Genomic DNA, 18,402 nt, shown 5'->3' on the forward strand with positions numbered 1-18,402 from the left:
CGTAGATAGATTTTATGGCTCATCATTTCAATAAATCATCTTTTTGATTTGATACTTGACTACCATTACTATTCCAAAGTTCAGATATCGTGACAAATTCATATCCCTGCTTCTTAAGTGCAGGTAGAATTTCTTCGAGTGCTTGCACGGTTTGGGAGCGATCACCGCCAGCATCGTGAAATAAAACGACATCACCTGGTTTAGCACCTGATAATACGGTTGTTACAATTTTATTTACCCCTGGTCTTTGCCAATCCTTTGTATCTTGATGCCATGACCACATAACCACCTTAAACCCATTTTCTACAGCAATATTAATAATACGATCATTATAACTTCCACCTACGGGCCGATATAACGTTGGATAAGTACCGATAATGTCATAAATGACCTCATTCGTTTTTATTAATTCATTTTCTAGTACTTCAACTGTTTTTGAATAAGGATGGGTATACGTATGATTAGCTATTTCATGGCCTTCATCTTTTTCTCTGAGGATAATAGCTGGAAACTTTTTTGCATGCTCACCAATAACAAAAAATGTAGCCTTCGCATCATATTTGTCAAGCACATCTAAAATTTGTGGTGTATAAGTAGCGTGTGGACCATCGTCAAATGTAAGAGCAATGACTTTCTCTGTTGTTTTGATATCCCACAGCACATACCCTTTATCCTCGTAATAAGGCCTATCTTTCTCTGTTGCAAAAGAAACATAAGCAATTGAAAAAAACATAACACTAACAATACCTATTTTTAATCCCCAATGCTTCACGCATTATCCCTCCTTGCCTTGCTATTTTGGCAGAGGATTCATTGTTGTTTGTGTCCCCGCAAATAGTATTTGTCAAAGAGGAAGGATTATACGGCTATTTTTTTGTACTTCGAGTCATTTATTTTTTATCCAGATTGGACTTGATCATAAGGATAACGGAAAGACTCTTTTTTCGGTTTCAACAGTAAAAAAAATAAAGTTAGTGGACCAATGCGACCTAAGAACATCACTACACATAATAACACTCTTCCAATAGCACTAAAGTCTTCGGTTACCCCCATTGATAATCCCACAGTCCCGAATGCTGAAAAGACTTCGAATGCGAGAGGGAATACCGGGATGGTTTCTGTAATCGTTAATAAAAATATAAAACCAAAAACGATCATAGTACTAACCGTTGCAATTGCCAATGATCGAAAGATGATGTCAAATTTAATCGTCCTTCCAAACAGATGAGGTTCCCGTATGGATCTAAAATAGGAGAGGGTAGCTATGACAATAATCATAAATGTAGTCAATTTAATCCCCGATGCAGTTGAAGCACTACCTCCGCCAATGAACATAAGGAACATTGTAAATAGCAAGGAGGAGTCTTCCATTTCACCAATCGGAATTGTATTAAAACCGGCTGTACGAGGTGAAACAGCCTGGAAATAAGATGCCAGTGCTTTTTCAGCCAATGAAAAGTCAGCAATTGTATGTGTATTATTAAACTCAAGCACAAAGATTGTCACTGTGGCTACACAATTTAATGCAATTGTTCCACTAATCATCATCTTTGTATGAAGTGACCAATGCACAAACGACTTGTTTTTGACAAGATCGAGCACGACTACAAACCCCAATCCTCCAATGATGAGTAATGAAGAAAGAACAAGATTAACGAGCGGGTCGCTAACAAATTGAGCAAGGTTATCAGGAAATAATGAAAATCCAGCATTATTAAATGCCGAGATGACATGGAAAACACTGTAATAAATCCCATCCCGTAACCCAAAGGTAGGTACCCAATGGAGCGATAAGATGATAATAGCAATCCCTTCAACAATCAGAACAAAAAGTAAAATCTGACGAACGAATTTCACCATTCCCCCAAGGGTTTGAAAACTGAAGGATTCTTGTAGATAAATTCTGTTTTGCATTCCAACTTTTCGCCCAAGCAATAAAAGTATCGCTACGGCAAATACCATTAAGCCAATTCCGCCCAATTGAATAAGAGACAGCAAAACGATTTCTCCAAATAATGTGAGTGTAGAGACTGGATCGAATACAATTAGCCCAGTCACCGTAGTTGCAGACGTCACTGTAAATAGTGCATCTATCCAAGAGATTGGATGCTCAGTTGCGATCGGCAATTTCAAAAGTAACGTGCCGATAAGGATTAGCAGCAGGAAATTACCAGCAATCACAACCGGGGGAGAGAGATGTCGTTTATATAGTTTCTTTGAGTACATATGCATGCTCCCATCCTATAGAATATGGAATTCTTATTGCAGGCTAGTCGAAAGATATCTAGTGATTAACCAACTACAGTAAACCTTTCCGATTGCAGTCTCTCGATGGAGAGTAGTATTTTCCATTCGACTGTTACTATCTGAGCTAAAAAGATGAGAATGACACAGCGGATAGAAATTTATGCGTGTCAGCTTGATAGTGTTTAGTTGCTTATATATTATCAGAATAGGTGCTATTTTACGATACTTTTTTGGGAATAAACAACTATATAAGTTGGACATTCGAATACCTATATAAATTGAATGAAGGCGCCTTAAAAGGGGGGAGGCATCCCCAAGCGCTGTAGCTAATTCAATGAAGTTCTTTATTTCAACACTTACAATGCAAAAAGTATCTTTTAAAGTGTTAAAATGCTTCCGCCTAGCCATTTTAAATCAGAATGAAAAATCTCATTACCTATTTTATTTGAAGGGCGGGGCGAGATTATTTTTGATGGGGGTAACTTTAATAATAGTTCATTTCTTTTGAAACCGCTTACAAATAATTCGAAAATACGGTTGACTTTGTTCCAAACAGCCCTTAATATATCTATTAACGACTATTAAGCGACAGTTAATAATTTTGAAAATACTTCAATCTGGGGGAATATAGATGGATCAACAAAATGAGAGAAAAATTGGTTTTTGGATGGCGTTACTTCCTTTAGTCGTAATGATTGTTGTCATGATATTTACGGTTGTTAAATTAGAACAAGGTCCTCATATTCCATTGATAATTGGAACATCGACTGCAGCTATTGTAGCTTGGCGAGCTGGATTTACTTGGAAGGAAATTGAGGAAATGATGTATAAAGGTATTCGATTGGCTCTTCCGGCTGTCGTTATCATTATTTTGGTAGGGCTGACAATTGGAGCGTGGATGGGCGGCGGAATTGTTGCAACGATGATTTACTATGGTTTGCAAATCATTACACCAGCTTGGTTTCTCGTAACAATTTGTCTTATTTGTTCAATTGTATCTTTGGCAATTGGTAGCTCATGGTCGACAATGGGAACAATCGGCGTAGCGGGAATGGGAATCGGTTTAAGTATGGGGATTCCAGCAGGTATGATTGCAGGAGCAATTATATCAGGAGCCTACTTTGGGGATAAAATGTCACCGCTTTCAGATACTACGAATTTAGCAGCAGGGTTAACAGGGACGGATTTGTTTGATCATATCAAGCATATGTTTTACACGACGATTCCTGGCTTAGCAATTGCTCTTGGCGTCTATGCCTTTTTAGGAAATCGTTTTGCAGCAAACAATATTGAAGTAGAAGAAATTGCGCAAACAGCACAAGTGTTAAAAGAAAGCTTTGTCATTTCACCGTGGTTGATGCTTGTACCATTGGCCGTTGTTGTACTTGTTGCTGTAAAAGTACCGGCTATACCTGCTCTTGTAATAGGAATTGTGCTTGGATTCCTATCACAAATTTTTGTACAGGGCGGTACGCTTATTGCAGGCATTGAGGCTTTGCAAAGCGGATTCACAATTGCCACAGGGAATGTAATGGTAGATGCTTTGTTTAACGGTGGCGGATTGGATTCGATGATGTTTACGGTATCTATGACTATTGTCGCCATGACATTTGGCGGGATTCTAGAGTTTTCGGGCATGCTTATGTCATTAATGAATCAACTGCTTAAAGTTGTTAAATCTTCCGCGTCGTTAATTATCTCGACAATCGGAGCTTGTTTCTTAACAAACGCATCTTGTTCAGAGCAATATATCTCTATCGTCGTTCCATCACGGATGTTCAGTAAAGCGTATCAGAATATGGGCTTGCATTCGAAAAACTTATCACGTGCACTTGAAGACGGTGGAACGCTGACTTCGGTTTTCATCCCATGGAATACATGCGGTGTATTCATTTTTGGAACATTGGGAGTAAGTGTTGTACAATACGGTCCATATGCCATATTGAATTTAGTTGTTCCTTTGATATCCATTATTTATGCATTAACAGGCTTTTCGATTGTGAAGTTGACTGAACAAGAAAAGGAAAAACTTGCAGTAGATGAATTAAAAAAAGAAAAAGTAAACGAAGAGGTAAATTTGGCTTAAAAACAAAAGCGCAAGCGCTGGAGTCTAGCCGAGAAAGAATGGAAAGTTCACATCTATCAAGTGAACTTTCCATTCTTTTTAAAAATAAGGGTGAAAGTTAAATTCATATAAAGCGCGAGGTCTTCCTTGTCGGTAGGTCATTTCTTCACCAATGATCGTAGCATACTTATAGTCGACGAGTTTTTTTAATGTACGTTCTGCGGTTCTTCGTGAGACATCTAAATATAATGCCAAATCATTTGCAGTAAATTGTTTCGTTTGACGCATCAGACTATATTGCATCAATTTAGAGATATTTGCTGGACTGAGCTTGGTTTTTTCGGCCATCTCCACAAGTGCAGGCTCAGTGATTTTCATCTCAACGGTTACTTCCGATTGTGGAAACGGACCATGCAATCTTTTGTTTGTATCTAACATATAAAAACAATGACCATCACTTAGTTGTATAAGATTGAGTGCGAAATTCGCGTTTTCAGTTGCATCAATGATTGATTCGCCACAGCCGAATGCCATTTTTGCTTTGGTAGCAAGTGATTGGAATGTAGAAAGAAATTCCTTGTTTTTTATAGCGGATTCGATGTTTCCCATTGAAGTGTACAGGGTGAAATCACCGTCATGTACACTCCAACGAGCCTGCATAATGGATGCTATTTTCGCAATGGATGTCTCTACGTTTGGTAGCGAAGAAATTGATTTTACAATTCCGACTGCAATCTGTGCGGAGTTACTTTTTTGTAACAATGCTTGCTGTTTTGCCTGTTCAATACTCCGGAGAATCGTACTTTCAGGGTCAATCATCTTACATGCAGGAATGTTTTGCTGCTGTAGCTGTTCAAAAACAGCATGGACACTTGTAATCGCCATATCTGTTTTACCTTGTAAAGAAAGAGTTTGATGATAGGACGTTATGGTAGTGATTTTTTCATCATCTTTTAGCAAGTGAACAAAAGGCAACTCCACACCTCGACCTAAATCATTGAGTACGTGTTCAATATAGGATTGCTCACGCACGTCGATGGATACGCGACTCAATTCCTGCTGGTTCTGTGTAGATAAATGAAGCAATGTAATGGCCAATGCTGTTTCATCTTGTTGCAGGTAAACGGCTGGGATCGGTAGGTTTTCAAGTAGCTTTTTGGAATAAAAGTAAGGCAGGGAACCTGAAAACAAAAGGGCATCACACGGTTTAAGTGTCTGCAGTAAACTCGGTGCCTCACTGGGTTCAGCGTAGCGATACCAGTTAAGTTCAATATCTTTTCGATTGTTGACAAGTTGTTCTGTACGTTGGCAAAAATCAGTTGACCCGATAACTGCGATTTTAATCTTCACGATGAACCCCCAATGATTAGCGACTATTTAACGACAATGATACAATAAAAAATAGAGTTTGCCAAGAGAGAGGATTTTGACTTATGAAAATAGCTGAAATTGAAATTTATGCGATTCACTTACCACTTTATGAACCCTTTATTATTAGTTACGCCACTTATGATTATATGCCATCCATCATTGTCAAAATCACAACGGATACCGGTTTAGTCGGCTATGGAGAAGGTGTTGCCGATGAACATGTAACGGGTGAGAGTTGGAAAGGAACTTTTGAAATCTTGAAAAATACCCTGGCACCGAAGTTAATAGGTGAAAATCCTATGAATATGGAGCGAATTCATGAACTGATGGATGCTGAAATTTACGGAGTACCAACAGCAAAAGCTGCAATTGACATAGCATGCTATGATGTTGCAGGAAAAGCACTTGGTGTCCCTGTCTATAATCTTCTTGGAGGAAGATACCACGAAGAGTTTCCGATTACGCATGTGTTAAGCATCGCCGCTCCGGAAGCAATGGCGATTGAAGCAGAAGAACGTGTAGCCGCTGGATACCGTTCGATGAAAATGAAAGTCGGCACCAATGTAGCGGACGATGTATTACGCATTCAAGCGGTACGTGAGCGTGTAGGCGAGGATATTGCGATTCGTGTCGATGTTAACCAAGGTTGGGTAAATAGCGCCAATACATTACAAGGTCTTCAAAAGCTGCAGGACTGTTCGCTCGATTGGTTGGAGCAGCCTGTGCGAGCTGATGATATAGATGGTATGGTCGAGGTGAAATCTAAGTCTTCTACTCCAATGATGATTGACGAAGGTTTACGTGGCGTGCGTGACATGAGAGAAATCATCGCGAAGCGTGCTGCTGATAAAGTGAACATTAAATTGATGAAATGTGGCGGGATTTATCCAGCGACAAAGCTTGCCCATATGGCCGAAATGGCGGGGATTGAGTGTCAGATTGGTTCGATGGTGGAGTCATCTATCGGATCAGCAGCAGGATTCCACGTTGCATTCTCGAAAAAAATAATTACAAGTGTGGAATTAACAGGACCGCTTAAGTTCAGCAAAGACGTTGGAAATTTACATTATGACGTTCCATTTATCCGTTTGAGTGGCAAGCCGGGATTAGGAATCGACATTGATGAGCAAGTGTTGCAGGAACTGACTGTGTTCTCAGAGAAGGTAAGCGGATGAGGGAAAAGCATTTGTTGAAAAACGGGCGTGAAATTACTATAAAACGCTTAGAAGCAGATTGGCTCGACGAAATTCTTATCCTTCAGCGGAAAGTGATTGAATCATTATCTACAGGTTCTTTTTTACAGCCGTTGACAGAAGAAGAGTTTAGCTATATTTTAAACGGCAAAGGACTCATGATTGGTGCCTATTATCATGAACAACTGATTGCATTTCGGGCCATGCTTGAACCAGAACTGGATGAAGAGCATCTAGGGAAAGATGCGGGACTACCAAGAAGTGAATGGCCGCTTGTGCTCTATTCCGAAATCTCGAATGTCGATCCGGACTTCCAAGGCAATGGCTTACAAGTGTTATTGGGGAAAGTTCTAATGAAGCAAGTTGATTCACAGCGATTCCGCTATATTTGTACAACTGTTGCACCATTTAATATTGCCAGTCTAAAAGATAAATTTGCACATGGTATGCAAATTGTAGCATTAAAAGTGAAATATGGTGATTTACTCAGATATATTTTGATGAAAGATTTAACAGGCCCTTTAATAGAACAGGATACCTTGGACTGTTGCTTTGTCTTAATGGCGGATACAGAACAACAACAAAAGTACCTGTATGATGGTTGGAAGGGGACAGGCATTGAACAAGTGGATAACCAATGGGTTGTTCGTTTTGAAAAGTGATCTTGATAGAATAAAACCTTACTTTACAAGATACATGTAAAGTAAGGTTTTTTTAGATGGGATTAAATTGTAATTAGATGTTAATACCTATGTCATTATATTTTATTATTACAACTATACTACTAGTTTCATATAAGCTATACTAATGAATGGATTTAATATGCGGGAGGTAAAACTTAAATGAAATTTTCAGTTGGTAAAAAATTATGGAGCGGGTTCTTATCTGTTCTTGTCTTTATGATAATAGTGGGGGCAATGGGTTTTTGGTCGCTAACTAAAGTGAATAGTGAGTACCGATCTATCCTAGACGAACAGGTAACAAAAGTGGTGTTGTTTGAAAAACTATTATCTGCACAGTATGCAACTTCGACCGATTTTCGGGGCTACTTATTGTTTGGAAATGAATTGTTTTTAAAGAATAAAGAAAAGTCAATCGAAACATTTGATTTGTACTGGGGAATCCTAGACAAATTGCCACAGACAGACGCCGAACGTGTGTTATTTAACGAACTAAAAGACTCACGTGTAAATTATGTAGAAACTTTAGAGTCGGCCATTAGTGAACTTAATAATTCCAGTGAAGAAAAGGCGCTCAGTATTGCATCTGATGCATCTGTCTTTGAGGATATCATTGTAACGGAAATCAATGACCAAATTAATGATCAAAATGCAAAGACGGACGAAATAAACCTAGAAATTGAAAAACTTATTAAGCAAACACGTATTTTGACAGTGGGGCTAATTGCCCTAGCGATTCTGTTGAGTATTGCTATTGCTGTTGTGATCAGCCGTAGTATTGCACGTCCAGTCGGGAAAATGACAGCAGCGTTAACAGAAATTGCGGATGGTAACTTAGCAATAGAACCGGTTATAATTCGCAATAAAGATGAGATAGGTGAGATGGCGACGGCATTTAACAGTATGAGCAAAGACCTTCGCGCTATCATTACGAATGCAAATGAATCTGCAGTTCAGCTTGCCGTCCAGGCGGAAGAATTATCTGCGAGTTCGGAAGAGAGTTTAGCAGCATCTGAAATGGTTGCCGAAATTTCGGAGAAAAACTTATTCGGAAGCGAATCGCAAGTTGCGATTGTAAATGAGACGGTTTTAGCTATGGGAGAAGTGGTAACAAGCATCAACCGAATTACGGAAGATAATGAAGCAATGCTTCTGTCATCTGAAGACGTTGCCCAATTGGTCGAAGAGGGAGCATCCCTTATGGAAGATGTTAACGGCCAAATGACGGTCATTAGTTCAGCAATTGGACAGTCGGCTGTGATAATGAATGGCATGGCTAATTATTCGGAAGAAATCCGGAGAGTAACGTCACTCATTACTGATATTGCTGAGCAGACCAATTTGCTGGCGCTCAATGCGGCGATTGAAGCAGCCCGTGCTGGCGAGCATGGAAAAGGCTTCGCGGTTGTTGCAGAAGAAGTGCGAAAACTTGCTGAACAGTCGAAACGATCCGCTGGAGAAATCGGTAATATGATTGATAGAATGATTGGCAACGTCGCACAGGCTGTTTCCAGCACGGAAGATGGAAGTCGCCGCGTTGAAGAGGGGCTTGTTGTGACGGAACGTACACGCAGTGTATTTAACCGGATTGAACAGGCGGCTAGTGACGTCGGTGAAAAAGTGACAGCTGTTTCCGCCGCAATCGAACAGATTCGTACAATGACGGATGAAGTATCTAGTGGTTCTTCAAAAGTGCAGGAACTTGCCATGGAATCATCTGCTGCAGCTCAGTCGACAAGCGCAGCGACAGAACAACAGCTTGCTGCAAATGAAGAGATTTCTTCAAGTGCGCAAGTGCTTGCGGAGCTTTCGGAAAAACTGCAAAATGATATGGGACAATTTAAAGTCTAATAGGTAGGAAAAAACAAGCTGATTGCCACGTGCAATTAGCTTGTTTTTTCGCCACACTTCTTAGCTGGAGACAAGAAGCCTGTTCATTTTATTAGTTACGCTGGATTCGATTTTTCCTAATTGTTGTGACTCAATTTTGTTTAGTGGGTGTGGATTGAACCAGTTAATTACGCCCTCGTGATAAATGCCTTGAAAATCATTACCTTGGTAGTTTAATGAAAATGAAAACCGTTCATTAATGTGGTTCTGGAATAACGCTTTTTTAATTTGAAATTGATTGACCATACTTGTAGCCTCCATTTTTTTAGATTGATATTTTAAAAGTCATAATAAAAATTTGCTGAGAAAGTATAATTCTAGGACTAGTACATGAAGTTATGCATGTTAGCATTTGCTTTGATTTTAGCTTGTTGTAATTGCTGAATTTCATGTTTACTTAATGGATTAGGGCTAAACCAGTTTGTGACTGCATTCTGGGAGAGCCATGAATATTCATTCCCTTGGTAGTTTACTGCTATCCATTCATGAATTCGATTTTGAAGTTTAGTCAACATAGTTGGGGCCTCCATTTTTTATGTTTGATAGAATAATTTTTAAGAATTGATTAATGTACATGAAATACGCTAGCCAATTTTGTGGACATGCTTTCAACCTGTCCTACTTATCTAGAGTAACGCACCTAAATTAGAGAGACATGAGACGCAGATGAGAGTTTGATGAGAAAGCGCTATTTACTTTTACAAATATCTAAACCAGTGGAAGTGAATTTTACTTATCTGTATCTATCCGCGCTGAATCACTTCTTTAATCAGAATATTTTTTCCATTGTACTAAATGGTGTTGATTCCGCCTTTAGCAAGTGGTAAACTTCAATTCTGTTTAATAATCCCCAACATCTCCCATACAACCGCACGTGACGCAAAATACAACAAATGGAGGGTCTGTATGTCTCAGAAACATCCTGACTTAGAGTTTGAATTACAGCGCCTTGACTACACCAAACAGTACATGCAGCAATTGTTGGAGGAATCGCGACGTGATGTAAAATCCTCCCAAGAACAGATCCGCCAGTCGATGGCTGATCTGGATTATTTGGATTCAAGTTTAAGCTATATCAACATTTTGACAAACGCTCGATTTTTTGAAATGGCCCGTTCGCAAAAAGAGGGGCTGGAGGCAATTCAGCAGAAGCCCTATTTTGCCCGCATTCATTTTCGAAAAGAGAATGAGGCTGATGAGTTACTCTATATTGGCAAGACTTCTTTATTCCACCGGGAAACGCAGGAACCGATTATCGTCGACTGGCGCTCACCGGTTGCAAATGTCTATTACGACGGGAGACTAGGGGCTCTATCCTATAAAGTGCGAGATGAAGAGTTCGAGGGACATCTCTATTCCAAACGGCAGTATCGAATTGAAGAAGGTGAACTTCTTGATATCCGTGATGTCGATCTTACAACGAATGATGAACTACTTCAGGAAGCCCTTGCTGGCAAGGCGGATACACGGCTGACTGAAATTGTGTCGACGATTCAAGCTGAACAAAATGCAATTATCCGTGCGAATTTGAAACAACCAATTATTGTACAGGGAGCCGCAGGAAGCGGGAAAACAACGATTGCCCTTCACCGTATTTCTTATTTCCTCTATACAATGGGTGAAAACTTTCCTGCTGATAAATTGATGATTTTGGCACCAAGTAAATTATTTATGGATTATATTGCGGATGTGCTTCCCGAACTCGGTGTAGGGCGCATCTGTCAGACGACATATAGCGAATATGTTTTAAGTGCTACAGGATTGAAACTGAAGTTGATGGATCCAGACGCTAAGTTGGAACAGCTTACTGAATCTGACACGCTAGATGCAATTTTGCTTTTTGTAACACGTGTGAAGGGAAGCCTACAATACCGAGAAATCATGCAACGCTATGTGCATAAGTTGGAACTGGATATGGCTGAGTTATTTGAAGATGTCTTTATTGAAAAATATCGGATTATGAAAGCTTCTCGGTTGAAACAGCTATTTCTAAAAGAGTTTTCGTATATGCCAGTTGAGAAAAGACTGGATAGAATTAAAATTATCGTTCAAAGTGACGTTAAGCGAAAACGAAAACAACTTATGGATATGCTAACGACAAAGTACGACGCGGCACTTGATAAGGCGTTATACGGAATAAGGGATGATGAAAGAAGGAAACTGAAGTTAACAAGAATATTGGAAGAAAGAGATGAAAGACTTCCTGTTATTGAAAAGGAAGGCAAAACGGTTGCGTCAGCCTATATGCGCAGATTCAAAAAGTTCAATATCAAGAAATTATATCGGGACTGGCTAACAAGTAGCGAACTACAAAAGGAATTTGCAGACGAGTGGTCCGAGCGCGACAGATATGCTTTTTGGGAGGCACATAAAAAAGAGTTTTGGGAAGTCGAGGATTTAGCAGCTCTTTATTATTTGCACGCAAAGCTTAGAGGCATTGCAGATGAATGGAAAATGAGGGTTGTTTTCATCGATGAAGTACAGGATTACAGCGAATTCCAGCTTGCTTCAATGCAAGACGGTCTAGAGACGGATATGTTTACAATGGTTGGGGATCTGGCCCAGGGAATTCATAGTTACAGATCATTAACATCATGGGAACCGATAAAGGCACTGTTTCCAAGAGCAACGTATACGACACTTCAAAAAAGCTACCGAACGACGATTGAAATAATGAATCTGGCGAATCAAGTTCTTGCACAGATGGATGAAGATCTACCACTTGTAGAACCGGTCGTTCGTCATGGAAGAGAACCGAAGTATTATGAGATGCATGAGTTAGAGGGGGGCGGCATTCAACGTATTTATGAAGGAATTATCGAACGCGGTCATCAATCTGTCGCACTTATTTGTAAAACGCGTAAAGAGGCTAGGGAGATTTTCACCTCTCTGCAGGAGTTTGGAATGTCAGTCCATCTAGTGGGAGATCAATCTGGCATCAATGACAATTGTCTGCTCATTGTTCCAAGCCACTTAGCAAAAGGATTGGAATTTGATGCGGTCATTATCGCCGCTTTCGACGAGCCATTCCGAAATCACCCAATCGACCGAAAGTTACTATACGTAGCAATGACAAGGCCAATGCATGAACTGCATATTATTGGTGAGGAGGGTTCGTTATGCTGAACTTTAAACAGTTTTTGGAGATTCCTGAACATGAAATAATTGATGGGATTTTGGAATTACATGAAAGTATTTTCAAAGATTCCAAAACGTTAGTGGAGAAAATAAAATTAAAGCAGAAAATCTTAATAAATGTAGCTTTTGATCAATCAACGGTGGTCGGTTATAAAATTGGTTACGAGCTTGACCCGCATAAGTATTATAGTTGGTACGGGGCAGTTCATGAGGACTACAGAGGAAAAGGAATCGCAACAAGGCTACTGGAACAGCAACATCGCTTTTTAGTTGAGTCGGGTTATAAAATTGTTCAAACAAAGACGAGAAATAGCTGGCGGAATATGCTTATCCTTAATATTAAAAATGGATTTGATGTTGTGGAAACATTCGCGGATGACGAGGGAATTCATAGAATCATATTGGAGAAAAAACTGTCCGCAAACTAAATGACTGTCACCGAAATTTTAAACGACCGAAAGCCAATAAAAAGTACCAGGCGCCGATTATCGGTTCCTGGTACTTTTTTGCTGCTTAGGAAACTATAAAATCTCGTACTATGGATAACCTGCGAAATAGGCTATTTCACGTCTAGGCTCCAGCGCCTAGGGGCTCGGGTCATAAGTCGGTCCGGCTGTGCGGCAAAGAACGCCGCTTCGCCAGCCCGTCTTATGCCTGTCGCTCCTGACCAGGCGCTTGCGCTTTTGTTATTGCCCATTCAGTATGGAAATGGCCTTCTTTATCCAGGCGTTCATAGGTATGTGCGCCAAAATAATCGCGTTGAGCTTGGATAAGATTGGCCGGTAATGTCTCCGTACGGTAACTATCATAGTAAGCCAATGCACTTGAGAGAGCAGGAATTGGAATCCCATGTTGAGTGGCTACGGCTACTACTTCGCGAAGCGAATTCTGATAGTCTCCTACTATTTCTTGGAAATAGGGATCAACTAAAAGGTTTGGCAAGTCACTGTTAGTATCAAATGCCTCTTTGATATTCTGTAAGAACTGGGCACGAATGATACATCCTCCACGGAAAATCATGGCTACTTCTCCGTAAGGGATTTTCCAATCATACTCCTCAGATGCTGCACGCATTTGCGCAAAACCTTGGGCATATGAACAAATTTTACTCATATATAAAGCTTTACGAATCGCTTCAATCAACTCTTTTGGATCACCTACATACTTTTTCAGTTCCGGGCCTTTTAGTAGTTTACTTGCTGCAACGCGCTCTCCCTTAATAGAAGAAATAAATCGTGCAAATACGGACTCTGTGACGATTGGAAGGGACACGCCTAAGTCTAACGCATTTTGGCTTGTCCATTTTCCTGTGCCTTTTTGTCCGGCTACATCTAGAATTTGATCAATGAGCGGTTTCCCAGTTTCTTCATCCATCTTTGTGAAAATATCTGCTGTGATTTCAATGAGATAGCTGTCGAGTTCTCCCTTGTTCCATTCTGAAAATATTTCATGCAACTCCTGCACTTCAAGACCAAGTGCATGTTTCATGATGAAATAGGCTTCGGAAATCAGTTGCATATCGCCATATTCAATGCCATTATGAACCATTTTCACATAATGTCCTGCTCCATCAAGACCCATATATGCACTGCAGGGAATGCCGTCAACTTTTGCCGAAATAGCATCAAGAATGGGCTTCACTTGTTCGTAAGCTTCTTTTGAGCCTCCAGGCATAATCGATGGGCCGTTACGAGCTCCTTCTTCTCCACCAGAAACACCTGCACCAATGAAATGTATGCCTGATTCTTTTAAGGTTGCTGTACGTCTATTCGTATCTTTAAAGAATGTATTTCCTCCATCGATAAGAATATCCCCTTGTTGAAGATGAGGGACAAGGGACTGGATCACTGTATCTGTCGTTTCCCCGGCCTTAACCATTAATAAGATCTTACGTGGAACTTCAAGCGAAGCGACTAGATCTTCAATGCTATAGCTACCATGAATAGCTTTATCTTTCGCTTCTTTGTTGGAAAATTCATCTGTTCGATCTGTCCAATAATCATAGACAGCTACCGAATAGCCTTTACTTTCGATGTTTAGCGCAAGGTTCATCCCCATTACGCCCAAACCAATAACGCCCATTTGTTTCTTAGTCATAATCCTACCCCATTCTTTTTATGTAATTTATCACGTTTTGCTTCGGAAATAATAAAACTTCGTACTGTAGGTAATCTGCAATATGAAGATTTCACGTCTAGACTCCATCACCTAGAGACTTGGAGGCCTCCAGGATATGGGTCACGCAGCGGGGAGGGATTGAACTTCATCCCTCCTAATTGTCGCAGGACGCGGCGTACTTTGGCTGTGCTCCTGAACAGGCGGCTCTTTACCACCAATGAAATTGATCGGCCTGCAATAGTTGATTAGCTGCCTCTGGCCCATTTGAACCGGCAGGGTATGAATGTAAAGGTAGTGTATTCTCTTGAAACGCTTCTAGGAGTGGTTGAATCCACTGCCATGATAATTCAACTTCTTTCCAATTAGCGAAGAATGTTGCATTACCGCGTATCGCATCAAATAGAAGTAGTTCATATGCTTCTGGCTGATCCTCTGAATTGGTGGAGAAATTAATGGAAGCAGGCTCAAATTGGTTACTTGAAGGGTTTTTCATATTTATCACTAAAGAAATACCTTCATTCGGACTAATTTCGAATATCAATAAGTTTGGAGTGATCCCATCGGCTGGAAGGGCATCTATTTGTTTTACATTGTTCGTAAACTCAATGACAATCTTGGTGGATTTTGTACCTATCCGTTTCCCTGTTCGTATATAAAAGGGGATTCCGCTCCAAGATGGATTGTCAATATAGAGGCGAGCTGCGAAATAAGTATCATTCATTGAAGAAGCATTAACCCCAGGCTCTTCTTTATAACCAACAACCGGGGTGTCAAAAATCTCACCGGCTTCGTATTGACCACGTACAACATCTTGTTCCATCTTATCTTTATTGATAGGTCGAAGGGATTCCATGATCGTTACTTTTTGCTTTCGAATTTCTTCAGCAGTCATTTTTTCGGGTAGGTGAAGGGCCGTCATCATTACTAACTGAAGAAGATGATTCTGAACCATATCCCGAATTGCACCTGCTTGATCGTAATAATCGGCTCGTGTTTCTACCCCGACCGTTTCACATGCTGTGATTTGTATATTAGCAATTCGTTTATGATCTAATAATGAACCAAATATCGGATTGGCGAATTCAAAGGATTCGAGATTTTGGACCATAGGTTTTCCAAGATAGTGGTCGATTCTGTAAATTTCTTCATCATTGAAAGCGTTGTTCAAACTCTCGTTTAATTGTCGTGCCGTCTTTAAATCGCTTCCGAAGGGTTTCTCAACAATGAGCCGCTTCCAGCCTGACGTTTGACTGATACCGCTTTGATTAAGACCAGATGTAATGATATCAACCAGTTGAGGAGCAACCGACAAATAGAAAAGTCGATTTCCGGGAATGTTTAATTCTATTTCTCTGTCGTGAATAAGTTCATGTAGGTTTTGATACGAATCATTGTCTGTTGCATCAAATTTACAGTATCGAAATTTGGCTAAAAATTCATTCAATCCGGTAGTTTGGACAGCTCTTCTAGAATATTCACGAAGTGCACTTTCGACTTTTGATTGGAAAATGTCATCGGAAAAATAGTTTCTGCCTAAACCAATTATGGAGATTGAATCTGGCAATTTGCCGTCGAGAAACAAATTATATAAAGCAGGAAATAATTTACGTTTTGCTAAGTCTCCCGTTGCTCCAAATAAAACAAAGGTCATGTCTTGGGTTGTCCATTCTTCTTGGAAATCAATTAATTGATTTTTTTCATCAGGTCCAACTGAGGCTGTTACGTTATCCATTTTCGCTTTCCTCCAATTGTAGTGTAGACACGAATTATACTTGAAACTGCTTCAAGTATATCATTAAACGATGTGTGGTTCTAAGACTATAAATAAAATCATATATAGAGGACATGCATGAACTTAGTGTCAATTTTGGTATACTGATGAGGTAACGAAAGTAGTTTTGCTAGACGGCATGCTAAATTTCATGCGAGGATAGCTATATAGTCAGACACTAAAAAAAAGGAAGTGTTGCTAAAATGAAAATGCATGATGTAACAGGCACTATTTATGAAGGTATGACTGTTTACAAAGATAAACCTGAAAAACAACCAAAACTTAATCGGGTAACAAATGGCTATGTAACCGAAACTCGGTTGGAGATTGATGTGCATACAGGAACACACATCGATGCGCCGCTACACATGGTTGTAGATGGAGATACATTCGAATCAATTCCAATGGAAAGTCTTGTGGGACAGTGTAAAGTACTCGATCTAACAAATGTAGAAGATGGGATTTCTAAAGCGGATTTAGAAAAATTTGAGATCCAAAAGAGTGATTTCGTTCTATTTAAAACGAAGAATTCTTTTGAGGATACATTTAATTTTGATTTTATTTATCTTGCACAAGATGGAGCAGAATATCTTTCCGAGATCGGTATTCGAGGAGTGGGAATAGATACGCTTGGAATTGAAAGAAGCCAAGAAGGACATCCAACTCATAAAACATTATTTGCAAACGAAATTATTATTATTGAAGGACTTCGTTTAAAAGAAGTTGAACAAGGGGACTATTTCATGGTTGCTGCACCTTTAAAATTGACGGGTACAGATGCATCACCTGCAAGAGTGTTATTATTTGAGGGACTACAATAATTTTATTAATTGAGAATCAAATCCCACCGGGTAACTATTACCGGTGGGATTTTGTTGTTCCTATAGGAAACTATAAAATTATTGGTCTGTGGATTATACCCTAGTCGGTTGTGCTTAGGTAACGTCTATTTTTCTATTGTATAGGACTGATGACTCGTATATAATAAAGTAACTATCCAGAACTTTCGGATAACTATAGTGATACATGTTGCAGGAACTCAAAAACATAAGGGGGAATGACGATGAAAAAAGGATTGCGCTCTATATCATTGGGGTTACTGTTAGCGAGTGTAAGCATTCTATTGTTTGCTTGTGGAACAGGCACGAAGGATTCTGGTTCATCGAAAGATGGAGACAGTGGAAAAAGAGTATTAAAAGTTGGGACGGATGCAACGTATGCACCAATGGAGTTAATGGATGAGAAAGGCAATATTGTTGGGATAGATATTGATATTGTGAAAGCGATTGCAGAAGCTGCAGGATTTGAAGTTGAATTCAAAAACTACGGTTGGGAGCCTTTATTCCCGGCAGTAGATGGTGGAGAAGTGGATTTTGCTGTGTCATCGATTACGATCACAGATGAACGCAAAGAATCATTCGATTTTTCAGATCCATATTTTGCTGCAAACCAATTGATTCTTGTACCGGAAGATTCAACTGTTGCCAAGTTTGAAGATTTGAAAGATAAAAGGGTTTCTGTTCAAATCAATACAACGGGTCATATCGTAACTAGGGAGCTTCTAGGGAATACAAGTTCCAAAATTGTAGCAACAGAATCTATGCCACTAGCAATTAGTGAAATGATTAATGGTAATGCAGATGCAGCTGTAGGGGATAATGCAGTTATCATTGATTACAAAGCGAACAACCCGAAGGTGAAACTTAAAACAGTAGAAGATGATAGTTTTGAAAAAGAGTTTTATGGATTAATGGTCAAAAAAGGCAATACAGAAATTATTGACATGCTGAATGAAGGGATTAAAATTATCAAGGACAACGGGAAATTGAAGGAAATCACAGGGTTTGATGTTGACTAATCGTTTGTAGTTTAAAGACGATATGCATACACCAAGTCATTTAATGGGAGTGATTGAATTGGTTTTCCTAG

General features: G+C 39.7%; 15 protein-coding genes. 8 read left to right on the forward strand and 7 right to left on the reverse strand.

Annotation, left to right across the window (positions count from 1 at the left end):
• Positions 1–22 precede the first annotated feature (22 nt).
• Together ACGLYD_RS03190 and ACGLYD_RS03195 are read right to left on the reverse strand one after the other, a co-directional pair.
• Entirely contained in the window at positions 23–733 is a 711-nt protein-coding gene (locus ACGLYD_RS03190; protein WP_399633094.1) for a polysaccharide deacetylase family protein, read from the reverse strand.
• Between the two features lie 164 nt (positions 734–897).
• Positions 898–2,226, reverse strand: a complete 1,329-nt coding sequence (locus ACGLYD_RS03195; protein ID WP_399631308.1) for a TrkH family potassium uptake protein — start codon at positions 2,224–2,226, stop codon at positions 898–900.
• Positions 2,227–2,878: 652 nt separating this feature from the next.
• Between ACGLYD_RS03195 and nhaC the strand changes: the two genes are divergently transcribed.
• On the forward strand, positions 2,879–4,333 hold the full coding sequence (nhaC, locus tag ACGLYD_RS03200; RefSeq protein ID WP_067206876.1) for a Na+/H+ antiporter NhaC: 1,455 nt from the start codon (positions 2,879–2,881) through the stop codon (positions 4,331–4,333).
• 78 nt (positions 4,334–4,411) lie between these two features.
• On the opposite strand, the gene ACGLYD_RS03205 is transcribed toward nhaC, so the two are convergent.
• Positions 4,412–5,662: an HTH domain-containing protein gene (locus tag ACGLYD_RS03205; RefSeq protein WP_340765668.1), complete on the reverse strand. Its 1,251-nt coding sequence runs from the start codon at positions 5,660–5,662 to the stop codon at positions 4,412–4,414.
• Between the two features lie 83 nt (positions 5,663–5,745).
• Here ACGLYD_RS03205 and ACGLYD_RS03210 point away from each other — a divergent pair, with 83 nt between their 5' ends.
• From ACGLYD_RS03210 to ACGLYD_RS03220, 3 genes are all read left to right on the forward strand, one after another.
• Complete coding sequence (locus ACGLYD_RS03210) at positions 5,746–6,858, forward strand: mandelate racemase/muconate lactonizing enzyme family protein (RefSeq protein WP_399631311.1); 1,113 nt, start codon at positions 5,746–5,748, stop codon at positions 6,856–6,858.
• Entirely contained in the window at positions 6,855–7,538 is a 684-nt protein-coding gene (locus ACGLYD_RS03215) for a GNAT family N-acetyltransferase (RefSeq protein WP_399631313.1), read from the forward strand. Before ACGLYD_RS03210 ends, ACGLYD_RS03215 begins: the two co-directional genes overlap by 4 nt.
• A 180-nt stretch (positions 7,539–7,718) precedes the next feature.
• Positions 7,719–9,407 carry a methyl-accepting chemotaxis protein gene (locus ACGLYD_RS03220; RefSeq protein WP_399631316.1) on the forward strand — a complete coding sequence of 563 codons (1,689 nt, stop codon included), beginning with the start codon at positions 7,719–7,721 and terminating at the stop codon, positions 9,405–9,407.
• A 60-nt stretch (positions 9,408–9,467) separates the two neighbouring features.
• Here the strand turns inward: ACGLYD_RS03220 and ACGLYD_RS03225 are convergent, their stop codons facing one another.
• Complete coding sequence (locus ACGLYD_RS03225) at positions 9,468–9,692, reverse strand: DUF5342 family protein (RefSeq protein WP_067206887.1); 225 nt, start codon at positions 9,690–9,692, stop codon at positions 9,468–9,470.
• 77 nt (positions 9,693–9,769) lie between these two features.
• The gene (locus ACGLYD_RS03230; protein WP_067206889.1) at positions 9,770–9,961 is read right to left on the reverse strand and encodes a hypothetical protein; all 192 of its coding nucleotides are present in this window, start codon (positions 9,959–9,961) and stop codon (positions 9,770–9,772) included.
• A 391-nt stretch (positions 9,962–10,352) separates the two neighbouring features.
• Here ACGLYD_RS03230 and helD point away from each other — a divergent pair, with 391 nt between their 5' ends.
• Both helD and ACGLYD_RS03240 read left to right on the forward strand, forming a co-directional pair.
• A complete protein-coding gene (helD, locus tag ACGLYD_RS03235) occupies positions 10,353–12,572 on the forward strand; it encodes an RNA polymerase recycling motor HelD (protein ID WP_399631320.1) in 2,220 nt (739 codons plus the stop codon).
• Positions 12,566–13,012: a GNAT family N-acetyltransferase gene (locus tag ACGLYD_RS03240; RefSeq protein ID WP_187047028.1), complete on the forward strand. Its 447-nt coding sequence runs from the start codon at positions 12,566–12,568 to the stop codon at positions 13,010–13,012. The genes helD and ACGLYD_RS03240 overlap by 7 nt, the downstream gene beginning before the upstream one ends.
• Before the next feature lie 220 nt (positions 13,013–13,232).
• Here ACGLYD_RS03240 and gndA read toward each other — a convergent pair whose 3' ends face one another.
• Positions 13,233–14,681: an NADP-dependent phosphogluconate dehydrogenase gene (gndA, locus tag ACGLYD_RS03245; RefSeq protein ID WP_399631323.1), complete on the reverse strand. Its 1,449-nt coding sequence runs from the start codon at positions 14,679–14,681 to the stop codon at positions 13,233–13,235.
• A 229-nt stretch (positions 14,682–14,910) separates the two neighbouring features.
• Positions 14,911–16,353 (reverse strand): glucose-6-phosphate dehydrogenase, encoded by a 1,443-nt coding sequence (zwf, locus tag ACGLYD_RS03250; RefSeq protein ID WP_399633097.1) that lies wholly within the window; start codon positions 16,351–16,353, stop codon positions 14,911–14,913.
• 323 nt (positions 16,354–16,676) lie between these two features.
• On the opposite strand from zwf, the gene ACGLYD_RS03255 reads away from it, so the two are divergent.
• A complete protein-coding gene (locus ACGLYD_RS03255; RefSeq protein ID WP_067206899.1) occupies positions 16,677–17,294 on the forward strand; it encodes a cyclase family protein in 618 nt (205 codons plus the stop codon).
• Between the two features lie 242 nt (positions 17,295–17,536).
• Complete coding sequence (locus ACGLYD_RS03260; protein ID WP_399631326.1) at positions 17,537–18,331, forward strand: basic amino acid ABC transporter substrate-binding protein; 795 nt, start codon at positions 17,537–17,539, stop codon at positions 18,329–18,331.
• Positions 18,332–18,402 lie beyond the last annotated feature (71 nt).

The sequence above is a fragment of the Sporosarcina sp. SG10008 genome (genome assembly GCF_044569405.1).
GTDB lineage: Bacteria > Bacillota > Bacilli > Bacillales_A > Planococcaceae > Sporosarcina > Sporosarcina psychrophila.

Bases quoted from the DNA above. Each gene is read 5' to 3' on its own strand.
- ACGLYD_RS03195 (WP_399631308.1), bottom strand. From the start codon at position 2,226: ATGTACTCAAAGAAACTATATAAACGACATCTCTCTCCCCCGGTTGTG.
- helD (WP_399631320.1), top strand. From the start codon at position 10,353: ATGTCTCAGAAACATCCTGACTTAGAGTTTGAATTACAGCGCCTTGAC.
- gndA (WP_399631323.1), bottom strand. From the start codon at position 14,681: ATGACTAAGAAACAAATGGGCGTTATTGGTTTGGGCGTAATGGGGATG.
- ACGLYD_RS03240 (WP_187047028.1), top strand. From the start codon at position 12,566: ATGCTGAACTTTAAACAGTTTTTGGAGATTCCTGAACATGAAATAATT.
- ACGLYD_RS03255 (WP_067206899.1), top strand. From the start codon at position 16,677: ATGAAAATGCATGATGTAACAGGCACTATTTATGAAGGTATGACTGTT.
- ACGLYD_RS03230 (WP_067206889.1), bottom strand. From the start codon at position 9,961: ATGTTGACTAAACTTCAAAATCGAATTCATGAATGGATAGCAGTAAAC.
- ACGLYD_RS03210 (WP_399631311.1), top strand. From the start codon at position 5,746: ATGAAAATAGCTGAAATTGAAATTTATGCGATTCACTTACCACTTTAT.
- ACGLYD_RS03225 (WP_067206887.1), bottom strand. From the start codon at position 9,692: ATGGTCAATCAATTTCAAATTAAAAAAGCGTTATTCCAGAACCACATT.
- nhaC (WP_067206876.1), top strand. From the start codon at position 2,879: ATGGATCAACAAAATGAGAGAAAAATTGGTTTTTGGATGGCGTTACTT.
- ACGLYD_RS03220 (WP_399631316.1), top strand. From the start codon at position 7,719: ATGAAATTTTCAGTTGGTAAAAAATTATGGAGCGGGTTCTTATCTGTT.
- ACGLYD_RS03215 (WP_399631313.1), top strand. From the start codon at position 6,855: ATGAGGGAAAAGCATTTGTTGAAAAACGGGCGTGAAATTACTATAAAA.
- ACGLYD_RS03260 (WP_399631326.1), top strand. From the start codon at position 17,537: ATGAAAAAAGGATTGCGCTCTATATCATTGGGGTTACTGTTAGCGAGT.
- ACGLYD_RS03190 (WP_399633094.1), bottom strand. From the start codon at position 733: ATGTTTTTTTCAATTGCTTATGTTTCTTTTGCAACAGAGAAAGATAGG.
- zwf (WP_399633097.1), bottom strand. From the start codon at position 16,353: ATGACCTTTGTTTTATTTGGAGCAACGGGAGACTTAGCAAAACGTAAA.